This is a genomic window from Paenibacillus sp. 276b, assembly GCF_900107875.1.
Taxonomy (GTDB): Bacteria; Bacillota; Bacilli; order Paenibacillales; family Paenibacillaceae; genus Paenibacillus; species Paenibacillus marchantiae.
The window spans coordinates 36,550-56,822 of the sequence record NZ_FNRR01000002.1; the positions used below are offsets into that span (position 1 = coordinate 36,550).

Here is a 20,273-nt window from a genome sequence, read left to right on the forward strand (position 1 = left end):
AACCAAGTCCAATCGCAGGATCGGATGTTTACATAATTGTTTTCTAGGAAAAGGAGAATACGTTGGACATGTTAATCACTTCATATCGTGAACAGGATCATGACAAGTTGGTCGAGATTTGGGAGAGAGCCGTTCGGGCAACACATACGTTTTTAGAAGAGCATCACATCCAGTTCTATAAAAAAGTAGTGAGCGACGTGTTGCAGCAAAGGCAAGTCGAGGTATGGGAAGCGCTGGATGCTGGCAATGAACCCGTTGGTTTTATCGGTTTGGATGATAACTTTATTGAGATGTTGTTTGTAGATGTCAGTCAGCACGGGCAGGGCCTGGGGCGTCTTCTGATCAACCATACCCTTAACATCAAAGGTCGTCACCTCAAGGTGGATGTCAATGAGCAGAATGCTGGAGCAGCCCGATTCTACGAGAAAATGGGATTTGTACAAATGGGTCGTTCCGAGTTGGATGGTTCCGGTAATCCGTTTCCGCTGCTGCATCTGGAGATCAAGGCAGATCAGGCTGCAAGATAAAGAACGGTGGACCACGAAATAGGAGGAATATGACGAAGAGGAGCGTGCAGGATGACACAGATTAAGGTAACACCGGAACAACTGGATACAGTCAGTGGGCAATTCGCCCAGGCACATCAGCAATTGTCGGAGTTTATGTCCACATTGGATAGCCAGATCCGTGTCATGCGCAGCAATTGGGACGGAATGGAGCGGGAGCGCTTTTATAACGATTATGCAACGGCCCAAGCAACAATGAAGTCTGTTCTTGAGCTGGTCTTGTCCATCCAATCCGAACTCAAGAAAATTGCCGAGCGTTTCCGCACCACGGATGAAGATGTTGTGAACAAGGCTCTTATGGTGGCTTTGGCTGCGGCACAGACTCTTACGTCCCTCGGTAAACATAAAGGTGATGGCTCGGGCAAAACGTCAGGTCCTCCGGAGAATATGGAGGATTGGGATAAGAAGGACGCCGAGGATTACAAAAACTATGAGGAAATGTTGAAGAAAGCCGAGGAAATGGGTGACGAGAAACTGGCGCAGCAGCTTCAGGCCAGCATGAACGTTATTCGGCTTCAATATGAGGACGAAATCTATCAAACCGATCCGAACACAGGCAAGACGGTGAAAATTACCGAGGATTCGATTGTAGGTACGTATCAGGTTAAAAGCGACAAGGGTGAAACGACCAGCATCAGCTTGGATAAACAGGGTAACGTCGTGGATTACAACAAGGATACGAAAAAATACGAGTATTGGGAACAAACCCATACGACCAGTCAAGGGGAGCATCTCTTTGGCAAAGGAGCACAAACGGCTACAGCTTATGGAATCGGCCTGCTGTTGACCAGCAAGAGCGGATCTGCCTTTACAGAACATGCGACAGGGCTCGGTTCCTCCTTTGTTGCGGACAAGTTCCTGTTCTCCGTGCCGGAAGAAGGCGAGACGCGTACGATGATCTACCGAACCAACAAGGATACAGGCAAAATCGAGAATATGATTGTGGTCACGCGTGGCGACAACGATATTGAATATATTCCGTGGCGTGAGTATAACTAAGCTACGGAGCCAAGCCTTGTAGCCCCATTCGGGTACAAGGCGGGTAGAACCGAGGGCAGATATATAGGGAACCTGCCCATAAACAAACACCCGCGCAACCTTCATCACAGGATGGAAAGGTTGCGCGGGTGTTTGTGGTCTGGCTTACCGTCCAGCCAAGGTCAGGTGACCGGGCCAGTAAGGGGGCTTTTTTTGCCCAAAGATTAGTGTGTCTCTTCGTCCAGAAACGGTTTGTTCACCGCATAATACATGAAGCCCATCAACAGCACGCCGCCCACCAGATTGCCGAGCGTGACCGGAATCAGGTTATGAATAACCCCGCCGAATGAGATCGTCCCTGGATGGTTCAGTACCAGCGCAATCGCAAACGTACACATATTGGCGACGCTGTGCTCATATCCCGAGATGAAGAAACAGAAGACAAAGAGCATCATGGCGAACATTTTCGCACCATTCTCCTTCATGAACATTGGCACAAAGAACGCCAAACATACGAGCCAGTTACACAGAATGCCCCGGAAGAAGAGCTGCATGGCTGGTGCCTCCATCTTGTGCTCTACGACACTCAGCAGAAAACCATTCACCTGAGATGAATCGAACAGACCCGTCAGGTAGATTAACAGGGCAAATACCGCTGCACCCATCAGATTCCCACTGTAACTCGCGATCCACAGCTTCACCACTTCGAACCATTTCAGTTTTTTGCGTAAGGCAGCATAAGTGTAGTAAAACGTATTTCCAGTGAACAGATCACCGCCACCATAGGCAATCAGAATAATTGCCGCGCCGAACGTGAGGGCAGCCATAGGGTATGTAAAAGGGGAATCCTCCATATAAAAGAAGTTACCCGTCTTGAACGCCACGATGACGCCAAACCCGATAAACATGCTGGCGAGCATGGAGCGTGCAAGGTACCTGATCAAGCTTTGTTTGTAAATCTTGTGTTTCTTCAGCGCCAACTTCTCAACGTTGCGTAAACCTTCCGTTTCCATAATTCTCCTCCCGTTTTCCTGATGTCTTGTTTACATTATAACGAAAATATGGAAGTTGGGGAGGGTTGGCCTGGATTTGTGATGTTTATTTAATAGGATAAGAACTAAGGGCTGGGCGGAAGAATGATTGGACGAGCAGCTAGCGCCTCCTCCACAATCTGTTCGGGTGTCAGGTCTCGATCATCCCAGAAAATCAGATTGCTGATCTCCGCGTAAGGCATCTCTTGCTCTAACTCGGTTAGCATCTCATCCAGTTCATCTTCGGTTCCTTCGGCATTCATCAGCTTGCGAACCCTTTCTACCAAATGCAAATGGTTAGACATATCGATACCTCCTGAATGATTCATAGAGTGAACAAACTAGTCTTTCATGGGTTGATCCAATGGATCATACGTAACGATCACCGGTAAAAATTTGGGCTCAAGCATCAGGCTAATGAGTTGTCCGTTTTGATCAGCATAAGAAATGAGATAGCTTCCAAAATGAGATTTATAGATGAAATCCCTGTATTGAAAGGATCGTTCGGGGTACTTTATGTTCACATATAGCGTAGTTACCCCGCGGGCAAAGGTTGCTTTCAACATCGGAATTTGGGCCAAAAGTATAATCGCGACAAGAACAATTGCTGTACGTTTAGCGAGACGGGTCAGATGGATTCACCCCATTATCGTAAAATGATTTTACCTAATTAATGAAGGTCCATCTAAAACCAGATGTCACTCCACGAGTATAGCAAGATTGCCAAACTGCTCTCCCTTTTCCATACGTTCGAATGCTTTCACTGTGTCCTGTAGCGGATATATACCATCGATCACAGGATGTATATCATGTTTCTCCACCCATTGCAGCATCTGAATAAACTCTTCACGGCTGCCCATGGAGGTGCCAATCAGGCTAACTTGCGGGAAAAAGATCGAGCGGATTGGAACAGCCAGATCATCTCCCGAGCTTGCGCCATACATCACGATACGGCCACCTGGTCTGATTATATCAAAATATTTTGGGAACATGGCTTGTCCGATGCTATCCAAGATGAAGTCAACAGGATCAAGATCATTCTGCAGACTCCAGTCTGCATGACTGTCTAGAGCTTGGAAAGCGCCCAGACGCAGGGCCTCATGTCTCTTGGCTTCACTTCTGGATGTAACGGTTACCTTGGCACCCGCAGCTACGGCCATGAGCAGGGCATAGGTCGCTACACCGCCGCCAATACCGGGAATGAGGATATGTTCACCCTGCTTAAGTCCGCCACGAGTGAATAAGGCGCGGTATGCTGTCAAAGCCGAAAGGGACAACACCCCTGCTTCCACCCATGATAGATGAGAGGGTTTGGGCAAGGCATTTCTAGCAGGCAGCGTAATATATTGTGCGAGAGTTCCATCCGTAGGGCCTCCTACAATATCGGGCACAATAGGTACTTCAACAGCGTGGTCCCAACCGAGAGTAGGGTGAATAATGACCTCATCACCTACAAATAAGTTCTCTACATCATCTCCAATTGCTATGATTACACCTGCTCCATCGGAACCAAGAATGAGTGGTGTGTCCTGGGATGTACGACCTGCCATGATGAACAGATCACGATGATTAATTCCAGCAGATTTTAGTTGGATCTGTACTTCACCGGCTTCGGGTGCTCGAGATGTTGACTCTGTATATTGAAGACCTTCAAGGCCGCTATGGCCGGAATGTATAATAGCTTTCATTTTCAAAATTCCTCCTTGTGTATATAAAAACTTCACTACTGAGCCTCATTGTACAGATGGGGCAGATTCACGTAAAATGAACAAAAATGAATGTCAGTATCAATTCAGATAATAGATAACAAGCAGGTGATCAGGGCATGGATGCAGGAGATTTAAAAATATTTCAGGCGGTTGCCCGCGAAGGCAGTATCAGCAAAGCAGCATTAGCGCTGAATTATGTGCAATCCAATGTAACAACACGAATTAAACAGTTGGAAGATCAGCTGCAAGTACCGCTGTTTCATCGCTCCAACCGGGGCATGTTGCTCACACCAGCGGGTGAGAATTTGCTGGGATATGCGGATAAAATATTACATTTATTATATGAAGCGGAGCAGGCAACGCAGATCGGAAATCCACCTGCAGGGATGCTTCGTCTTGGTGCGATTGAGACCGCTGCCTCCAGTTATCTGACGCCGCTGCTCGCTGAATATCGTTTATGTTACCCCGAGGTTCAGCATTCGTTAATTACAGGGGGGACACATGAACTCAATCAGAAGGTCATTCAACATGAGCTGCATGGAGCTTTGGTATATGGCCCGATCGACCACCCTGAGCTGAACTATATGAAAGTGTACGACGAAGAGTTGGTACTGATTGCAGAACCCGGAACCCATGAAATGCATGCTCTATTGTGCAAACCGATGTTGTTTTTTGAAGTAGGCTGTACCCATCGCGCGCAGGCAGAAGCCTTTTTGAAAGATCAAGGCGTGCACACCCTCAACGTTACGGAATATGGAACACTGGACACCATTATGAATGGCGTATCTGCGGGAATAGGTGTGTCATTGCTCCCACGATCCTCGGTTACGAAAGCCGAAAGGAGAGGCGAGGTTACAGTGTTATCTTTGCCTGATCCGTATCGCAGGTTGGAAGTAGGATTTGTGCATTCCCGGAGTGAGCATCAATACGGAGCGCTGGGTGCACTGGTGCAGATGATAACGAACCAAAAAACCAGAACAATAAAGGAGTAAATAACCTTGAAGAATACAGAGTTAACATTAGCGGAAGCTTTTAATCAGGCAGAGTTTATTATAGGCGGCCACGGAAGTCGTAAAGTCAAAGTACTTCAGGAAGCGCTGGAGCAGGTGGATGGGGAACAATATAGTGATCATTATGGCAACGGCAAAATCATTGATCAATTCCAGCAGCAGATGGCTGACGTTCTGGGCAAGGAATCCGCTGTATTTTTCCCCAGTGGTACGATGGCGCAGCAAATTGCGCTACGTATCTGGTGTGACCGCAAAGGCATCAAGCGGGTAGCTTATCATCCTTTATCTCATCTGGAAATTCATGAAGAGGACGGACTGAAGGAACTACATCACATTGAATCCATTTTGCTGGCGGATAAGGACCGATTGATTCGATTGGAAGATGTGGAGGGGATGAATGAAGAGATTTCCTGCCTGCTGCTTGAACTGCCCCAACGCGAGATTGGTGGACAATTGCCTGCCTATGAAGAGTTGGAAGCAATCTCGGCTTATTGCCGTGAACGTGGAATCAAGCTTCATCTGGACGGGGCACGTTTGTTCGAAATCACGCCATACTATCAGAAGACACCAGCCGAGATTTGCAGTCTGTTCGATAGTGTCTACGTGTCTTTTTACAAAGGCATTGGAGGAATCGCTGGGGCTATATTGGCAGGAGATACGGATGTTATGCAAGAATCGAAAATATGGAAGCGTCGGCACGGCGGCGATCTGATCGGCCTATATCCATATATTCTTAGTTCTCAATATTATTTCAATGAACGGATTGGCAAAATGGGGCTTTATTATGAGCAGGCGAAGGAACTTGCTTCCTTGTTAAATGCGTGTCACGGTATACGTACATTGCCAGAAGTACCCGTCTCCAATATGTTTCACGTACATTTTCCCTTGGCCCAAGCCGAGGTGGAGCGTATTCTGGCATCCATGACTCAGCAATTTGGCCTAGGGATTACTTCATACTTGCAGCTGACCAGTGCGCATAGCTGTGCCTTTGAATTGTCAACGGGGGATCGTTATCAGAATGTACCCAAGGACAAGCTGCGTTCAGCGCTGGAATGGCTGGATGAAGAACTGCGGAAACATGTGAACTAAAATATGCCATGGTTATTATGTTTTATTCTGCCTTATCCACTTGCTGGATAGGGTATTTTTGTTGCAGGAAAAGAAAGATAGGTGACGAAAGGTACTTTAATGCAGCAATAACAGTAATAATGTAGCTTCTGGTATCATCGTGTCGTTAATAGTGAACATATTTTTGGACCAAAATTTCATTGATTTTCATTTATAGAGGAGGAGTTCAAGTGGAGTCGAAAGAATTGGAACCCATTCGTGATCTTTTGGTTGAAGCTTACAATACAACAATGGGAGAAGGGTGTACTCCTGAAACGCAACAGAGCATTGAGGATTTTGAGCAAAAGTATAACGTGAAATTGCCCGCAGTGTATCGTGAGCTCTTGCTTGAATTTGGTGCATGCAACTTCGGCGATCCTGCCTTGTATTCGGTGAAAGAATTGAATTGGGCATATCCCGAGTTCCTGGATGTATATCGTGAATATGAGAAGGAATACGAGTTGCCCGCTGATCTGCAACCATTTCCAATTGGTGGGTTTGGCGAAGGAAGCATTGCTATACTGGATCAAAATTCTGGCAAGGTCCTGATGTTAATCCACGATGCGGGAGAACTGCCTCTTCGTGAGATTGCCGTGGACTTTAATGAATTAATGACGATGCTGGCTGAATCAGCTGTTTGGGTTCAGGAACAGATGAAGTAACAGGCTAGTCGGAAGGGAAGTACACCAGACGTATGGATATTCGAAAACTACGATACTTTATCACCGTGGCGGAGGAGCTTCATTTCCACCGTGCGGCTGAGAAATTAAATATGACGCAGCCGCCGCTGAGCCAGCAGATTCAGAATCTGGAAGAAGAGCTCGGGGTGAAGCTGCTGGAACGCACGAAAAAAATGGTTCGTCTCACGGCAGCCGGTGCCGTATTTCTGGAACAGGCGAGGCTGATCATGGCCCAACTTGAGCGATCCATCCAGCTTACGCAGAAGGCTGACCAGGGCATCATTGGACATTTAACGGTTGCTTTTGTGGATTCGGCTTCAGGGAGTATTATGGTCGATGTGTTGAGAAAATTCCGTGCGGCGTACCCGCAGATTGAACTTACGTTGCACGAGATGACCTCGTCCGAACAATTGCAGGCACTAGCAGATGGACAGATCCATATTGGATTTTTGCGGTATCAGGATCATACCGGACATTTGTCGTTCCGGGTCTGTCAGACGGAAACATTAATCGCAGTGCTGCCAGACCATCACCCTTTAGCTTCACAGACTCAGATGTCAATAACAGAACTAGCGGACGAAGATTTTATTTTATTCCCACGGCATCTGGGTTCTCCGTTCCATCGTCTCGTTCTGGATTATTGCAGGGAGCATGGTGTAGATCCTCGTATTACACAGGAAGCCATTCAGATGTACACGATTGTGAATCTCGTGGCAGCGGGTATGGGTATATCCATCGTTCCTTCTTCAGTAGATGTGTTCGAGCGGAGGGGTGTGGTATTTCTACCATTAGCAGAAAGTCCGCCCTCCGTACCGTTGTACACGGCATGGCGGACGGACATGAATCAGGAAGTGATTTCCCGTTTTATGAATATTGTAGATGAAATCGTTGATGGGAATATAAGTTGAGCTAAAGATTATTACACTTGCACTACGATGACCGAACAACCTGTTCTAACCCGTCTTGGCAGGGTTTCTCTCAATCCATTCACCTAATATTTCATCAATGCGGGACAGGATGTCCCGATCCAGTTGAACACCAGAGGCTTTCACATTCTCAAGGACTTGCTCTGGGCGCGATGCACCAATAATGACGGATGACACATACGGATGCTGGAGAACCCAGGCAACGGCGAGTTGAGGGAGTGTCAGTCCGATCTCTTTCGCCAATGGAACAAGCTGTTGCACAGCAGTTAGAACATCGTCACGTACCCACCGACCAGCCAGATTGTTGAAAAAGGGTGCTCCAGCATCGGCCGCTGCACGTGATCCGGCTGGCAGCGCTTCGTGCGGAATATATTTACCAGATAGTATGCCCTGGGCCAGGGGAGACCATGTAATGTGGCCAAGGCCTGCTTGTGTACTTGCTGGTACAACTTTCTGCTCAATAACCCGCCATAACATCGAATACTGTGGTTGGCTCGCAATAAAAGGCACGCGAAGCTCCCGAGCTAATGCGGAACCTTCTTCAATCTGAGCAGCAGTCCATTCGCTAACTCCAATATAGTGAACCTTGCCCTGACGAACCAGATCAGCAAACGCAAGGAATGTTTCCTCCAGCGGCGTATTTGGATCATAACGGTGAGCATAATAGACGTCGATATAATCCGTTTGCAATCTTCGCAATGAAGCGTTGCAGGCCTCCATGATATGTTTGCGGGAAAGTCCTCTGTCGTTGCGACCTGAGCCGGTTGGATGACAGACTTTAGTGCACAGTTCAATACTTTCTCTTCGGATCTCCTTCAGAGCATGTCCTAACACCGTTTCTGCCTTGGTGTTGGAATAGACGTCTGCCGTATCAAATGTTGTGATGCCTGCCTCCAAAGCAGCCTGGACACAAGCTTTTGCGGTTCCATCATCCACTTGTGCTCCATGCGTAATCCAGTTGCCCAGTGAAATCTCACTGACGGTTAGACCGCTGTTTCCCAATTTGCGATATTCCATTCGTGACGCCTCCCTAAGTAATCTGGACTCCATTGTAGCAATGGCAGATTAATAGGTGAAATATCTTTTAAGCCCATCTTTAATATGAAAAAGATATCACTGAGTTTTCTCTTGTAACGAAAACGTTTGGTTAAACGTGCTCATTGTTCCTGCATGTATTTGCGATATAAGGCAGGCGTAATCTCCTCAAATTTTTTGAATATTTTGATGAAATAACCCGATTCATTGAACCCCAGTTCATCACTGATCTGTGACACGGGCATGTCCGTAACTTCCAGCAATTGCTTGGCCCATTTGATTTTGAGTCGTGCAATATAAGTCGTGAAGTTCTCACCTGTTTCCTTAGCAAACAGCCTGCTGAAATAACTTGGACTCAGGTGGCACAGATCGGCCATTTGTTTAAGCGAGACTTGCTCACTCTTGTGACTGTGGATATATTCAAAGGCAGGTTGGAGCACCGGGCTGGAGCTCTCTGTATCACTTGGACTGTTTTTAAGATAGGCATCTGCAATCGCATTGGTCATTTCTTTTTTGATCGACTCAATATTACGGATGGAGTATCCAGGCAAAATAGTGGACAGATTCAGAGACTCCTGATGACCCGAAGCTTTCTCGAACATTTCCACCAGCAAATTTTTGTTCAGTGCTTCCTCCACGATGTAATTACAGAGTAAAGAAAGCATGTTGGAAATTTTCACAACCTCTTCATAGGTCATGACAGGCAACTGGTCATAATCGTCCTGTAATTCCTTTAGCTTTGCAGCATGCATAGGCACGTTCTTGGACGTGACGATCTGTTCCAGTTCCGTCCCTTTCTCCGGGTCAGCGAGCTTCACCTGTCCTGCCATTACCGCACCGATATATTTTCCATCAATGGTGATTGGAATCGCGATATCCACGATATTAAAATGACACAGATATACATAAGGTTCGTTCAATCGAACGGCTTCCAGACCACCACGAGAATCACATTTCTGGCAGTAGGGGAGCAGTTCGGGATCTTTGCGAACATTTTGGCAAAAGGCCTGACAGCTGCTATGGCTGGTTACGGAAATGCCTTTATAATCAACGGTTAGAATAGCCAGCTTGGTCACAGTGGCAAGAGAATCCTGTAGACGCTTCCATTTATTCAGATCAAGGATTTTATTGATGTGCAGATATTCTTTAATCATGGGTGGAACCCTCCATAGCTAACCTGATGAATGATTACGTTCGTTAAAAGTTAGCAAGTTGTACATATTAAGATGAGTTAATGACGGGTAATGTATAGATGATGTCAAAAATTAACCTATCGCATGACAATAAGATACCATGATTCCGTTGAAAAGCAAAAAATTACGATTGCAAATTATAATAATTTGTTATCAAAGTCCACTGTAAACCTCACATGCATGGTATATATTTAAGTTAATTGTGAGTATTTAAAATTTAATGTTTAAGTTCATCTAAGAATTACATCAGATAGCCTTGTTGAAGGTATGCAGGTCATTTATGCAGTAGACGAAAACGAACTTATATCATCCATAGGAGGGTTTATATCATTATGAGAAAAGCATTTATTAGTCCAACGAAATATGTGCAAGGCGAAGACGAATTGTTGAACCTCGGTTACTTTGTGAAATCCTTTGGTGAATCTGCATTGTTAATTGCACATCCTGATGATGTACAGCGTGTAAAGGCCAAGCTCGATGCAACAGCACAGAAATTTGATATTACATTTGTTGAAAGCGGTTTTAGAGGAGAATGTTCGCGCGAGGAAGTCGCTCGTCTTCAGGAAATTGCGAAAGAAAAAGGATGCACTTGTACGATTGGTCTTGGTGGCGGTAAAGCGATTGATGCAGCCAAATGTGTGGCAGAAGGCGAAGCGCTAATCATCTGTCCTACCATCGCAGCAACGGATGCACCAACAAGTCACTCGGCTGTGTTGTACACGCCAGAAGGTGCTTTTGATGACTACGCTTATTTCAAACAAAGCCCAAGTGTTGTTCTCGTGGACACAACAGTTATTGCAAACGCACCAACACGTTTCCTCGTATCGGGTATGGGTGATGCGTTGTCGACGTACTTCGAAGCAAGAGCTACAGCAAAATCATACTCTCGTGTGAATGCAAGTTTGCCGATGGGATCACGTGAAGGATACACACCGTCTGCCGTAGGAACGAATGCAGCTCTCGCGCTGGCGAAATTGTGCTACGAAATGCTGCTCAGTGACGGTGTAAAAGCGAAAGTGGCAAGTGACAGCAACATGGTCACTCAAGCGCTTGAGAATATCGTAGAAACGAATATTCTGTTGTCTGGTCTTGGATTTGAGAGTGGTGGTCTGGCTGCAGCCCATGCGATCCACAATGGTTTGACTGTTCTGGAGGGTACACATCACTTCTTCCACGGTGAAAAAGTATCATTCGGTACGATTGCACAACTCGTCCTTGAAAATGCACCAACCGAAGAGCTGCATGAAGTCATGGACTTCTGTCTCGCAGTGGGACTGCCTGTAAGCTTGGCGGATATCGGTGTAGATACCATTAGTCAGGAAGAGTTGTTGAAGGTGGCCGAGATCGCGTGTATTCCTGAAGAATCCATTCACGCTATGCCGTTCCCGATTACTGTTCCTGAAGTGGCTGCTGCCATTGCGGCAGCTGACCGTATGGGACGGGACTACAAAGCAGCTCGCCGGGAGGCGAAATAAATGAAGAAAATCATCAATCAGGCTGAAAATGTTGTCATGGAAATGTGCAACGGCATTGCGCTGGCGCACCCGGAGCTTGAATTTTTGAAAAAATATAAGGTCATTAAACGTAGAGAGATTAATGGGGATAAAGTTAGCCTCATCAGCGGCGGTGGTAGTGGTCATGAACCTGCCCATGCAGGTTACGTTGGTAAAGGCATGCTGGATGCTGCGGTCTGTGGAGATGTATTCGCATCTCCTTCCCAGATTCAGGTATATCAGGCGATCAAGGCCACAGCTAGCAAGAAGGGTACGCTGCTAATCATTAAGAACTACAGCGGCGACATGATGAACTTCAAGAACGCGGCGCATCTTGCCGAGGAAGATGGCATTGATGTGCAATATGTACGGGTTGAGGATGACATTGCTGTTCAAGACAGTCTGTATACGGTAGGGCGCCGCGGCGTTGCCGGAACCGTACTGGTACACAAAATCGCTGGAGCTGCAGCCGAAGAAGGCCGCAGTCTGGCAGAGGTGAAATCCGTTGCTGAGAAAGCAGCCCAGAACGTTCGCAGCATCGGATTTGGATTCACTTCCTGTACCGTGCCAGCCAAAGGAACACCGACATTTGAAATCGCTGAAGATGAGATGGAATTCGGTGTGGGAATTCATGGTGAACCAGGCATTCGCCGCGAGAAATTAGTATCTGCGGATGAGCTTGCAGGACGCATGGTTGAAGCACTGCTTGCAGAAATGAAGCTGGACAACGATGCATCCGCTGAGATTGCTGTGCTTGTCAACGGATTTGGTGCTACACCTTTACAGGAGCTCTATCTGCTCAACAACTCAGTTCAGCGTGAGCTGGCACAGCGTTCAGGACTGGGTGTAGCCACTACGTTTGTTGGCAATTACATGACGAGCATCGATATGGCAGGCGCATCGGTAACCATCCTGAAAATGGACGATGAATTGAAAACATTGTTGTTTAAGGAAAGTGATACACCTGCTTTCAAAGTATCTGGCCCTCCAGTAGCGCAAGTGGCATATTCCGAAGCATTGGAAGCCGTCGTAACTGAAGATGCGCCAGTATCCTATGAAGTGGAAACACCTGCAACGTCTGCGGTGATCAACAACAATCAATTCTCCCTGGATAATATCGTCTACCTGATCGATAAGATGAGTGAAATCATTATCAAGAACGAAGTACCATTCTGTGAACTGGATTCCCATGCGGGTGACGGCGACTTTGGTATGAGCGTAGCGAAGGGCTTCAGACAGCTCAAGCGCGAATGGAACCATATCGGGAACGAAGAGAACAAGAATATCGGTTCATTCCTCGATGCATGCTCTCTTGTCATTATGGAATACTGTGGCGGTGCATCCGGCCCAATCTGGGGTTCGGCATTCCGGGCAGCAGGCAAAGCCGTTGGTGACAAGCAGCAATTGAACGTTGCAGAGTTCGCTGACATGATGCAGGCGGCAGTACAAGGGATTCAATCTACAGGTGAACGTTCCTTCGGACGTGGTGCCGTTGTAGGTGACAAGACATTAATTGACGCACTTGTCCCTTGTGCAGACTCATGGACGCAAAGTTCGAAGTCTGGAGCTGACTTCAAAACGGCGTTTGCCAAAGGTGCCGAAGCGGCAGTAGAAGGCGCGAAGAAAACAGAAGACATCGTGGCACGTATGGGCCGCGCGGGTGCTGTTGGCGATCGCAGTCTGGGCTACCCGGATGCTGGAGCGTATGCGCTGGGTGTTATTTTCACAGAGCTATCCCAGGCAATGAAATAAATATGGAGTGCAACGAGATTACACTTGGTCACTCCGATTGCAGACCATACTTGATTTAGACACTCAGGAACTACACAGACAGAAAACCTTTCGATCTCTCTTACCCCCGGATTTCAATGATTTTCCCCTGAAGGGAGAAATCCGGTGATAAAGGAGTACGCTCCGCTTCTTCAGGTCCTTTCTGTCTGTTTCGCTCTTGTGTCTATACCAAATTAATATGACTGCATCTCGTTTTTGTGTAATTATAAGGTTCAATCCATATCCAACGTTTCATTAACGTGGATAGTGGATATAAGTATGGAGACCGATCTGTAGCTTGGCTTACAGAGCGGTCTTTTTTGATATGGAAAAGCGAAGATGTGAGTCGGAAAATTTGGCTTGGAGGTTCCAGATAGTGTAATCTGGAGAGTATGGACAGCCATTTGAACGAGAAGGGATCGGGATGATTCGATGACGCAAAAAATCTATTATGACTCCGCGTACACACGGGAGTGGCATACACAAATTACAGGCAGAGTGGACAAAGAAGATGGTATATATGTCACGCTGGCGGAGACGGCTTTTTATCCGCATGGGGGTGGACAGCCTTGTGATCTGGGGCAGATCGGCGGCATTGATGTGTTGGATGTGATTAGTGAAGATGGTGAGGTGCTGCACAAACTGGAGCGTGCGACGGAGCAGAATGACGTGGATTGCCATATCGACTGGCAGCGCAGATTCGATCATATGCAGCAGCATAGCGGGCAGCATTTGCTGTCGGCTATTACGCTGAAGCTGGCAGATGCGATGACGCTCAGCTTTCATCTGGGCTCAGACTACATCACGATCGATGTGGCAGCCGAACTGGGAGCGAATCAACTGGCTGCAATTGAAATGGAAGTTAATCAGCAGATATACCGGAATGCCAGAATCAGCAGTTCATGGGTCACTGCGGAAGAGGCGGCACGTCTGCCGCTGGTGAAGCAGCCTTCCGTAACCGAAGATATTCGCATCGTGGAGATCGAGGGCGTGGAATATAACGCTTGTGGTGGAACACATGTGTTAGCCACAGGAGAGATCGGAATTATTAAACTGTTGAAAACCGAGAAAGTGAAGGGCGGCACCCGGATTTATTTTAAATGCGGATACCGTGCACTGAATGAGTTCAGCGCCGCGCAAAGCGTGCTGACCGGAATTACAGCCAAATTGAAGACCAGCCGGGAAGAGCTTGCGGATCGGATCGACAAAATGGAAGCAGAACAAAAGCAGCTGCAAGCAGAGCTGAACGCTGTGAAATCTTCCAATGACGCTTATTATGCACAAGAGCTTTTATCTGCACGGGAAGGGCTTGTCATTGCTCAAATCTTTGAGGACAAATCGCTCAAGGATATGCAGAGTCTGGCGACCAAGCTGACATTAGAACATGAGGGACTTGTACTCTTTGCGAGCATCTCGGAGGCAAAAGTTGTATTGGCGCAGAACGGGCAGCCGCCGGAGTGGGCTTGTGGACCTTTCTTCAAGGGCAATCTCGGAGCCTACCAGGGCAAAGGTGGCGGCAGCGAAAAAATGGCTCAGGCGGGTTTTGCCAGCAGCGAAGATGCGCTCGCATTTTATGAATTTACGAAGGACCAACTGGGACATCACTAATCTACCATCCCACTGATCGACATGATTGAGCTTGTAGAACGTGAAGAAGGATCAAAAGCATAGGGGGTACCCATAGATGACAGAACGCATTCCGTGCATACGAGAGGGGTGCCCAAATACGATTTTGCCAGCAACGGCTGCCAGAACAGGTGGGTACTGCATGCCTTGCAAGCAGGAGATGGAGCGCGAGGCACATCAGAGATACATTGAAGCCAATCGGCGCGACGTTGACTTGTATGAGGGAATCACGAACCCTGTGGAGATTTTGAAAATCATGCATACACGTCAGGATCATGATCCACTAATCCGTTATGTGGCATACGAGCATTCCAAAGAACAGGTGTATCTGTCCTTGTCTACGGAGCAGCAAGCCCTCATGATCGAGTATGCGATGCAACTGATTCGTACGGGGGATGACGATACAGGTAAAGATATTTTGGTGTATCTGGTCTGTTACCATGATACGTCGTTGTCTGCACAGATTCCTGAGCTGTTGGAGCACGAAATCTATTATCCTGTCATTTTGTATAAGAGCGCCTCGGCTGAAGTACGTGATCAACTGTTGCAGCGGGTGAACACCGATGATGAGAATCGGAATAATCTGTTGCTCATGCTCGCCTATATTGGAGATGAAGTGGTTGTACGTCAGTTCCAGCAATGGAGGCAGTCTCCGCCTCGCTGGGCAGATCAGCTGCATGTCGCACCAGAACACTATACTACCGAAGCCGGTTGGGAGTTAACGAATGAAGGCCAGCGCAAGGATTTATTTATCATTCCAAGTTATTCACTCTATAAAGTAAAAGAGAATGAAGGGGCTGACGACACATCTATTGGCGATCCGATCTCCATGCTGTTGACCGGTGACGATAACTGTGAGTGGTGTGGCAGTCCGTTAACGACCTTAATTGATCTGGATGTACGGCATCCAGCATTGCAGGACGTTGCTTGGAACAGTGAGCGACTTCAAGTGCAGACTTGCGTTATGTGTAGCTGTTATGGCGTCGTATATATGGAGATGGATTCAGCAGGTGAACCTTTCTGGAGTTCGCATAATGTGATGCCGATGGGAGCGGATGATCTTGACCCGGACGACAATATTCAGCTTGCACCGGATACAGGCCGGCAGTTTCGGATTGCGACTGCTCCACGTCATGCGTTCCATGGCAGTGAGTGGGCGATGGAGCCTTCTACATCCCAGATCGGGGGCCACCCCGGATGGGTTCAGGACGCGGAGTACCCGAACTGTCCATGCTGCTCTTCTAGGATGAGGGCCGTTGGACAATTGGACTGGAGCGAGGTTGAGGAATACGGGGATGGCATGTATTACATGTTCATTTGCGAGCCGTGTCAGATGACTGCGGTATCTTATCAACAATCCTGATGAGGGAGCTCTAATGATCTGTTATTGCATAGATGCGATTTAAATTGTATTGATAGCTGTATACCCAAAAGGGGCTATCCCATATGTTTTCAACATTATAGGAAGCCCCTTTGTATGACTAGGTCAACCAGATATGCTGGTTGGCCTTTTTAATGGTCGCTAGAGCCGGTTGAAAGAAACTGAGACACCTTATATCCTCAATTCCAGCTAGAGTTCTGCCGATGCCTGTGTCAGAAGTGCAGCCAGCCACTCATAGTCGGGCGTATCTTTTTCCTTGATCTTAATTGTTTTACGTTCCGCTGGGCCTTCGAATATCCCATCTGGCAGCTCAAGTCCAATTGCATTGAAGATCGTGAAGGATACTGCCGGCTTGGAAGGGGAGATAACTGCTGCATATTTACCGTTTTTCAGGAAATGAGGTTTCTTGTATTGCACACGTTCGTCTACTTCAGGAATGGACTCATGTACCAACTCCCGCAGTTTACTTGCAACCTGGGCTTGCCAGGGAACCGGGATCTGTTCGATAAATTCAGTGACTTCCGTATTCATATTCATGCTTGTCCACCCTCCACATTGATCTGATTGTGTGCTTCCCATTCAGGTCTTAGAATTCCCATCAATAAGCGATCATAGCGTTTTCCATCACGATACACGGCTGATCTAGCACGACCTTCCAACTGAAAGCCGACCTTCTCATAGGCACGAATGCCCTTTGCATTATAGGCGATGACATCCAGACCTACCCGATCCAGATTCAATTCATGGAAGGCATACCGCAAAATAAGATTCAAAGCTTCTGTTCCGTACCCCTTGTTGCGATGCTCTGCGAGTCCAATGCCAATGGCAAGTTGTCCGCAGCGGTTGTTCCATTCAATGCTGTGAATGACAACGAATCCGATCAGTCGTTCATCCTCAAGCGTTCGAAGCCGAAAGTAAACTTCCTTGTCCTTCGTCTCGCCTTCATCTTCAAGCTGCTTTTCCGAAAATGGAATGGCAATATCCGTATCCACATTTCGCAAATATTCGGGATCTTCATTCCATTGCAGCATGGTCTGCACATCTTCTGCACGGGGCGGAGTCATTTTCAATCGTTTGCTATAAAACAGATTTTCAGTCGATAGTGTCATGATGGTCTCCTTTTCACAAATTAAGTTCGCTTCACCTCAGTACGACAATTAGCTATATGGTTTCTACGCAATATTCCTCGCTCCTTTGTAATCAGATAGCCTCACTATAATGGAAATTTAAGGGTATCACAATAGACATTTCATTCGTGTTTTTGAAGCTGTTGTCAGAAAACCTGCCATGGTAGTACTATATAATCATTGGACATGTATTCAGTGTTAACAACCCACAACAAAATTGTCGGCAGGAGTGGTAGATATGGAGATCAAAGTAGACGATTTGAGCGGTCATCAAGTCATTGGATTAATTGCAGAACATTTGCAGGGTATGGCAGCAGATTCGCCACCGGAAAGCATTCATGCTCTGGATCTGGATGGGTTAAAGAAACCTGAGATTACATTCTGGTGCGCATGGGAAGCGGAGGATCTGCTGGGCTGCGGTGCCATGAAGGAATTGAATTCGGAGCATGCGGAATTGAAATCGATGCGTACAGCATCAGCCCACCTGAGAAAAGGCGTAGCAAGACAAATCCTTGCCCATATTATCGAGGTTGCCAAGGATCGGGGTTACAAACGGATCAGTCTGGAGACGGGTTCGATGGATTCTTTTATTCCGGCGCGCAAGCTGTATGAAGACTTTGGGTTTGTATACTGTGAGCCATTTGCAGATTATAGTTTGGATCCGAACAGCGCTTTTATGACGAAGGAATTATAAATTACACGATAGGCAGTAAACATAGCAGGAACACAGAAAACCAGCATTCTGTTGCATACAGACCGCTGGTTTTTTTGCGTTTAATGATTGTTTCGCGAAGTGCTAGACTGCAACAAATCATACATATTGGAGATCGTAAGAAGAGTAGAATGTATTCAAATGAACGGATTGAATTGCATACAGATTGCTTTGTATCATTGTGGGGTATAAAACATAGGTCATGTCAGCATTCGTTTGGGATGAATTGGCCGTACGGAACTGCTGGGCTGATCCATGAACAATAGGGTATACTGGAAGTTATGTTTCAGAAAACATAACAGAAGATTACAGACGTTTTTTACATCAGGAGGACTTGAATTGGCTCAGACAGAAGGAACATTGCAGAAGAAACTTAAACCAAGGCATATTAGCTTTATGGCTATGGGCGGTGTCATTGGAACCGGAATTTTCAAAGGAAGCGCCGAAACGATTGGACTTGCAGGTCCAGGAGTCATTGTAACGTACATTTTTGCAGGCTTATTGTTACTGGTTGTCATGGCTGCGATGGCGGAGATGGCTACGGTGTACAAGAACAAAAATATGAAAGACTTTGTGCAGGAAGCGTTCGGCAGCAGAGTCTCCTTTATCATGGGATGGATGTATTGTTTCCTCTGGTTGTCGGTTTGTGTAATTGAGGTCATCGCAGCAGGGAGCTTTTTGCAGTACTGGTTCTCGGAAGTGCCGCTGTGGATGCTGAGTCTAGCATGTGCGGTGTTTATTATACTGATTAATCTGCTGAGTGTAGGCGTATTTGGGGAATTTGAATTTTGGTTGGCTGGCATTAAAATCGCCATGATTATTATTTTTATTATCCTTGGGGCGGGTCTGATCTTCGGGATCATTCCAAGTGACAATACGGCTTATCTGCATAATTACACGCAAGCAGGCGGTTTCTTCCCTAATGGATGGTCATCGATCTTCTCAGCATTATTGGTTGTCATGTTCTCGTATGGAGGATCTGAGCTGATTGGCTTAACCTTAACGGAGACGGAAAATGCGGACAAGGTGATGCCCAAAATTGTAGGGAACTTTATGCTGAGAATTATTTTATTTTTCACGCTGCCGATTCTCATCATCTGTGGGCTCATTCCGTGGAATGAGTTGGGGCCTGAAAGCAGTCCGTTTGTACAGGTGCTGGCTTCCACGGGGCTTCCGGGAGCAGCACATATTATGAACTTTATTCTGGTGACTGCCGTTCTGTCTGCTGCGAATTCGGGCATTTATGGCGCATCCCGTATGATGCATTCCATGGCGGTAGGTGGTGAAGCTCCCAAGGCATTATCACATACGAATCGCAACGGCAGTCCGGTAAATACACTGCTGGTATGTGCTGTGATTCTGCTTGGGGGCTCCATGCTGGGGCTATTCGCACAAGATCAGCTCTTCCGCGTGCTGCTGGCGGTTCCGGGGTTTGTCGTGATGCTCGTGTGGATTTGTATCGCCACATCACAGATGAAGCTGCGGAAAAAATATCCGGTGCAACCGACATTTAAAGTTTGGGGATTTCCTTACGTAACTGGAGCTGCTGTGCTGTGTCTCGGCATTATTGCAGTCATGTTCGTGTTTGATGAAGGCAACCGTTTCAGTATTAGCATCTGTCTAACTGTACTCGTATTACTGATTCTCTGGTCTCTGATTCGATTCAGGAAGACAAAGGGACGGGTTTTATAATCCTGTAAGAGTATAATATTTGTACAATATCAAAACATCCTGGCGCTTGCGTCAGGATGTTTTTTTGTCGAAAACGAGAAGCAGACAGCTCATTTGAGTTGGGTGAGATGTTTAATTTATACAATCAGCGGACGATCGATGTCAAAATTGTTATGATAATGTCGAAGGCTTTTTAATAGTTTTTTTTGAAATACTTCGATATGATAAATCTATTTCGAATCTTTTCTCCGATGACAG

19 protein-coding genes are annotated in these 20,273 nt (G+C 46.8%); 12 read left to right on the plus strand and 7 right to left on the minus strand.

The annotated features are described in order from the left end of the window. Positions 1-68 precede the first annotated feature (68 nt). The gene (locus BLV50_RS11020) at positions 69-527 is read left to right on the plus strand and encodes an acetyltransferase (RefSeq protein ID WP_079694976.1); all 459 of its coding nucleotides are present in this window, start codon (positions 69-71) and stop codon (positions 525-527) included. A 51-nt stretch (positions 528-578) separates the two neighbouring features. Continuing rightward, positions 579-1,565, plus strand: coding sequence for a WXG100 family type VII secretion target (locus tag BLV50_RS11025; protein ID WP_072735047.1), 987 nt, complete (start codon positions 579-581; stop codon positions 1,563-1,565). 203 nt (positions 1,566-1,768) lie between these two features. On the opposite strand, the gene BLV50_RS11030 is transcribed toward BLV50_RS11025, so the two are convergent. The 3 genes from BLV50_RS11030 to BLV50_RS11040 form a co-directional block, all read right to left on the minus strand. Further along, positions 1,769-2,557, minus strand: a complete 789-nt coding sequence (locus BLV50_RS11030) for a formate/nitrite transporter family protein (protein WP_053784134.1) — start codon at positions 2,555-2,557, stop codon at positions 1,769-1,771. 104 nt (positions 2,558-2,661) lie between these two features. Next, the gene (locus BLV50_RS11035) at positions 2,662-2,880 is read right to left on the minus strand and encodes a hypothetical protein (RefSeq protein ID WP_256336496.1); all 219 of its coding nucleotides are present in this window, start codon (positions 2,878-2,880) and stop codon (positions 2,662-2,664) included. Between the two features lie 393 nt (positions 2,881-3,273). Further along, positions 3,274-4,263 carry a quinone oxidoreductase family protein gene (locus BLV50_RS11040; protein ID WP_079694978.1) on the minus strand — a complete coding sequence of 330 codons (990 nt, stop codon included), beginning with the start codon at positions 4,261-4,263 and terminating at the stop codon, positions 3,274-3,276. A gap of 137 nt (positions 4,264-4,400) precedes the next feature. Between BLV50_RS11040 and BLV50_RS11045 the strand changes: the two genes are divergently transcribed. The 4 genes from BLV50_RS11045 (at position 4,401) to BLV50_RS11060 (ending at position 7,989) form a co-directional block, all read left to right on the plus strand. After that, positions 4,401-5,276: a LysR family transcriptional regulator gene (locus BLV50_RS11045; protein WP_090807651.1), complete on the plus strand. Its 876-nt coding sequence runs from the start codon at positions 4,401-4,403 to the stop codon at positions 5,274-5,276. Between the two features lie 6 nt (positions 5,277-5,282). Further along, the gene (locus BLV50_RS11050) at positions 5,283-6,383 is read left to right on the plus strand and encodes a threonine aldolase family protein (RefSeq protein ID WP_090807653.1); all 1,101 of its coding nucleotides are present in this window, start codon (positions 5,283-5,285) and stop codon (positions 6,381-6,383) included. Positions 6,384-6,592: 209 nt separating this feature from the next. After that, entirely contained in the window at positions 6,593-7,063 is a 471-nt protein-coding gene (locus tag BLV50_RS11055) for an SMI1/KNR4 family protein (protein ID WP_072735051.1), read from the plus strand. Positions 7,064-7,095: 32 nt separating this feature from the next. Beyond that, positions 7,096-7,989 (plus strand): LysR substrate-binding domain-containing protein, encoded by an 894-nt coding sequence (locus tag BLV50_RS11060; protein ID WP_090807655.1) that lies wholly within the window; start codon positions 7,096-7,098, stop codon positions 7,987-7,989. A gap of 45 nt (positions 7,990-8,034) precedes the next feature. On the opposite strand, the gene BLV50_RS11065 is transcribed toward BLV50_RS11060, so the two are convergent. Both BLV50_RS11065 and BLV50_RS11070 read right to left on the minus strand, forming a co-directional pair. Then, on the minus strand, positions 8,035-9,024 hold the full coding sequence (locus BLV50_RS11065; protein WP_090807658.1) for an aldo/keto reductase family protein: 990 nt from the start codon (positions 9,022-9,024) through the stop codon (positions 8,035-8,037). Positions 9,025-9,164: 140 nt separating this feature from the next. Further along, complete coding sequence (locus BLV50_RS11070; RefSeq protein ID WP_090807660.1) at positions 9,165-10,196, minus strand: PocR ligand-binding domain-containing protein; 1,032 nt, start codon at positions 10,194-10,196, stop codon at positions 9,165-9,167. 371 nt (positions 10,197-10,567) lie between these two features. Here BLV50_RS11070 and BLV50_RS11075 point away from each other — a divergent pair, with 371 nt between their 5' ends. The 4 genes from BLV50_RS11075 to BLV50_RS11090 all read left to right on the plus strand — a co-directional run bounded on the left by BLV50_RS11075 (position 10,568) and on the right by BLV50_RS11090 (position 16,487). After that, on the plus strand, positions 10,568-11,710 hold the full coding sequence (locus tag BLV50_RS11075) for a glycerol dehydrogenase (protein WP_090807662.1): 1,143 nt from the start codon (positions 10,568-10,570) through the stop codon (positions 11,708-11,710). Beyond that, the gene (gene dhaK / locus BLV50_RS11080) at positions 11,711-13,480 is read left to right on the plus strand and encodes a dihydroxyacetone kinase subunit DhaK (protein WP_090807664.1); all 1,770 of its coding nucleotides are present in this window, start codon (positions 11,711-11,713) and stop codon (positions 13,478-13,480) included. A gap of 450 nt (positions 13,481-13,930) precedes the next feature. Continuing rightward, entirely contained in the window at positions 13,931-15,106 is a 1,176-nt protein-coding gene (locus BLV50_RS11085) for an alanyl-tRNA editing protein (protein ID WP_090807665.1), read from the plus strand. Positions 15,107-15,182: 76 nt separating this feature from the next. Beyond that, positions 15,183-16,487, plus strand: coding sequence for a DUF1963 domain-containing protein (locus BLV50_RS11090; RefSeq protein ID WP_090807667.1), 1,305 nt, complete (start codon positions 15,183-15,185; stop codon positions 16,485-16,487). Between the two features lie 207 nt (positions 16,488-16,694). On the opposite strand, the gene BLV50_RS11095 is transcribed toward BLV50_RS11090, so the two are convergent. Both BLV50_RS11095 and BLV50_RS11100 read right to left on the minus strand, forming a co-directional pair. Beyond that, positions 16,695-17,036, minus strand: coding sequence for a DUF1801 domain-containing protein (locus tag BLV50_RS11095; RefSeq protein ID WP_090808749.1), 342 nt, complete (start codon positions 17,034-17,036; stop codon positions 16,695-16,697). Between the two features lie 2 nt (positions 17,037-17,038). Next, positions 17,039-17,614 (minus strand): GNAT family N-acetyltransferase, encoded by a 576-nt coding sequence (locus BLV50_RS11100; RefSeq protein WP_090807668.1) that lies wholly within the window; start codon positions 17,612-17,614, stop codon positions 17,039-17,041. 256 nt (positions 17,615-17,870) lie between these two features. Here BLV50_RS11100 and BLV50_RS11105 point away from each other — a divergent pair, with 256 nt between their 5' ends. Then, entirely contained in the window at positions 17,871-18,326 is a 456-nt protein-coding gene (locus tag BLV50_RS11105) for a GNAT family N-acetyltransferase (protein ID WP_090807670.1), read from the plus strand. A gap of 357 nt (positions 18,327-18,683) precedes the next feature. Further along, positions 18,684-20,036 (plus strand): amino acid permease, encoded by a 1,353-nt coding sequence (locus BLV50_RS11110; protein WP_143038108.1) that lies wholly within the window; start codon positions 18,684-18,686, stop codon positions 20,034-20,036. Positions 20,037-20,273: the final 237 nt, after the last annotated feature.

What these genes read in the sequence shown, in the direction of transcription:
- BLV50_RS11020 (WP_079694976.1), top strand. Translation starts at nt 69, where the DNA reads ATGTTAATCACTTCATATCGTGAACAGGATCATGACAAGTTGGTCGAG.
- BLV50_RS11025 (WP_072735047.1), top strand. Translation starts at nt 579, where the DNA reads ATGACACAGATTAAGGTAACACCGGAACAACTGGATACAGTCAGTGGG.
- BLV50_RS11030 (WP_053784134.1), bottom strand. Translation starts at nt 2,557, where the DNA reads ATGGAAACGGAAGGTTTACGCAACGTTGAGAAGTTGGCGCTGAAGAAA.
- BLV50_RS11035 (WP_256336496.1), bottom strand. Translation starts at nt 2,880, where the DNA reads ATGTCTAACCATTTGCATTTGGTAGAAAGGGTTCGCAAGCTGATGAAT.
- BLV50_RS11040 (WP_079694978.1), bottom strand. Translation starts at nt 4,263, where the DNA reads ATGAAAGCTATTATACATTCCGGCCATAGCGGCCTTGAAGGTCTTCAA.
- BLV50_RS11045 (WP_090807651.1), top strand. Translation starts at nt 4,401, where the DNA reads ATGGATGCAGGAGATTTAAAAATATTTCAGGCGGTTGCCCGCGAAGGC.
- BLV50_RS11060 (WP_090807655.1), top strand. Translation starts at nt 7,096, where the DNA reads ATGGATATTCGAAAACTACGATACTTTATCACCGTGGCGGAGGAGCTT.
- BLV50_RS11065 (WP_090807658.1), bottom strand. Translation starts at nt 9,024, where the DNA reads ATGGAATATCGCAAATTGGGAAACAGCGGTCTAACCGTCAGTGAGATT.
- BLV50_RS11070 (WP_090807660.1), bottom strand. Translation starts at nt 10,196, where the DNA reads ATGATTAAAGAATATCTGCACATCAATAAAATCCTTGATCTGAATAAA.
- BLV50_RS11075 (WP_090807662.1), top strand. Translation starts at nt 10,568, where the DNA reads ATGAGAAAAGCATTTATTAGTCCAACGAAATATGTGCAAGGCGAAGAC.
- dhaK (WP_090807664.1), top strand. Translation starts at nt 11,711, where the DNA reads ATGAAGAAAATCATCAATCAGGCTGAAAATGTTGTCATGGAAATGTGC.
- BLV50_RS11085 (WP_090807665.1), top strand. Translation starts at nt 13,931, where the DNA reads ATGACGCAAAAAATCTATTATGACTCCGCGTACACACGGGAGTGGCAT.
- BLV50_RS11090 (WP_090807667.1), top strand. Translation starts at nt 15,183, where the DNA reads ATGACAGAACGCATTCCGTGCATACGAGAGGGGTGCCCAAATACGATT.
- BLV50_RS11095 (WP_090808749.1), bottom strand. Translation starts at nt 17,036, where the DNA reads ATGAATACGGAAGTCACTGAATTTATCGAACAGATCCCGGTTCCCTGG.
- BLV50_RS11100 (WP_090807668.1), bottom strand. Translation starts at nt 17,614, where the DNA reads ATGACACTATCGACTGAAAATCTGTTTTATAGCAAACGATTGAAAATG.
- BLV50_RS11105 (WP_090807670.1), top strand. Translation starts at nt 17,871, where the DNA reads ATGGAGATCAAAGTAGACGATTTGAGCGGTCATCAAGTCATTGGATTA.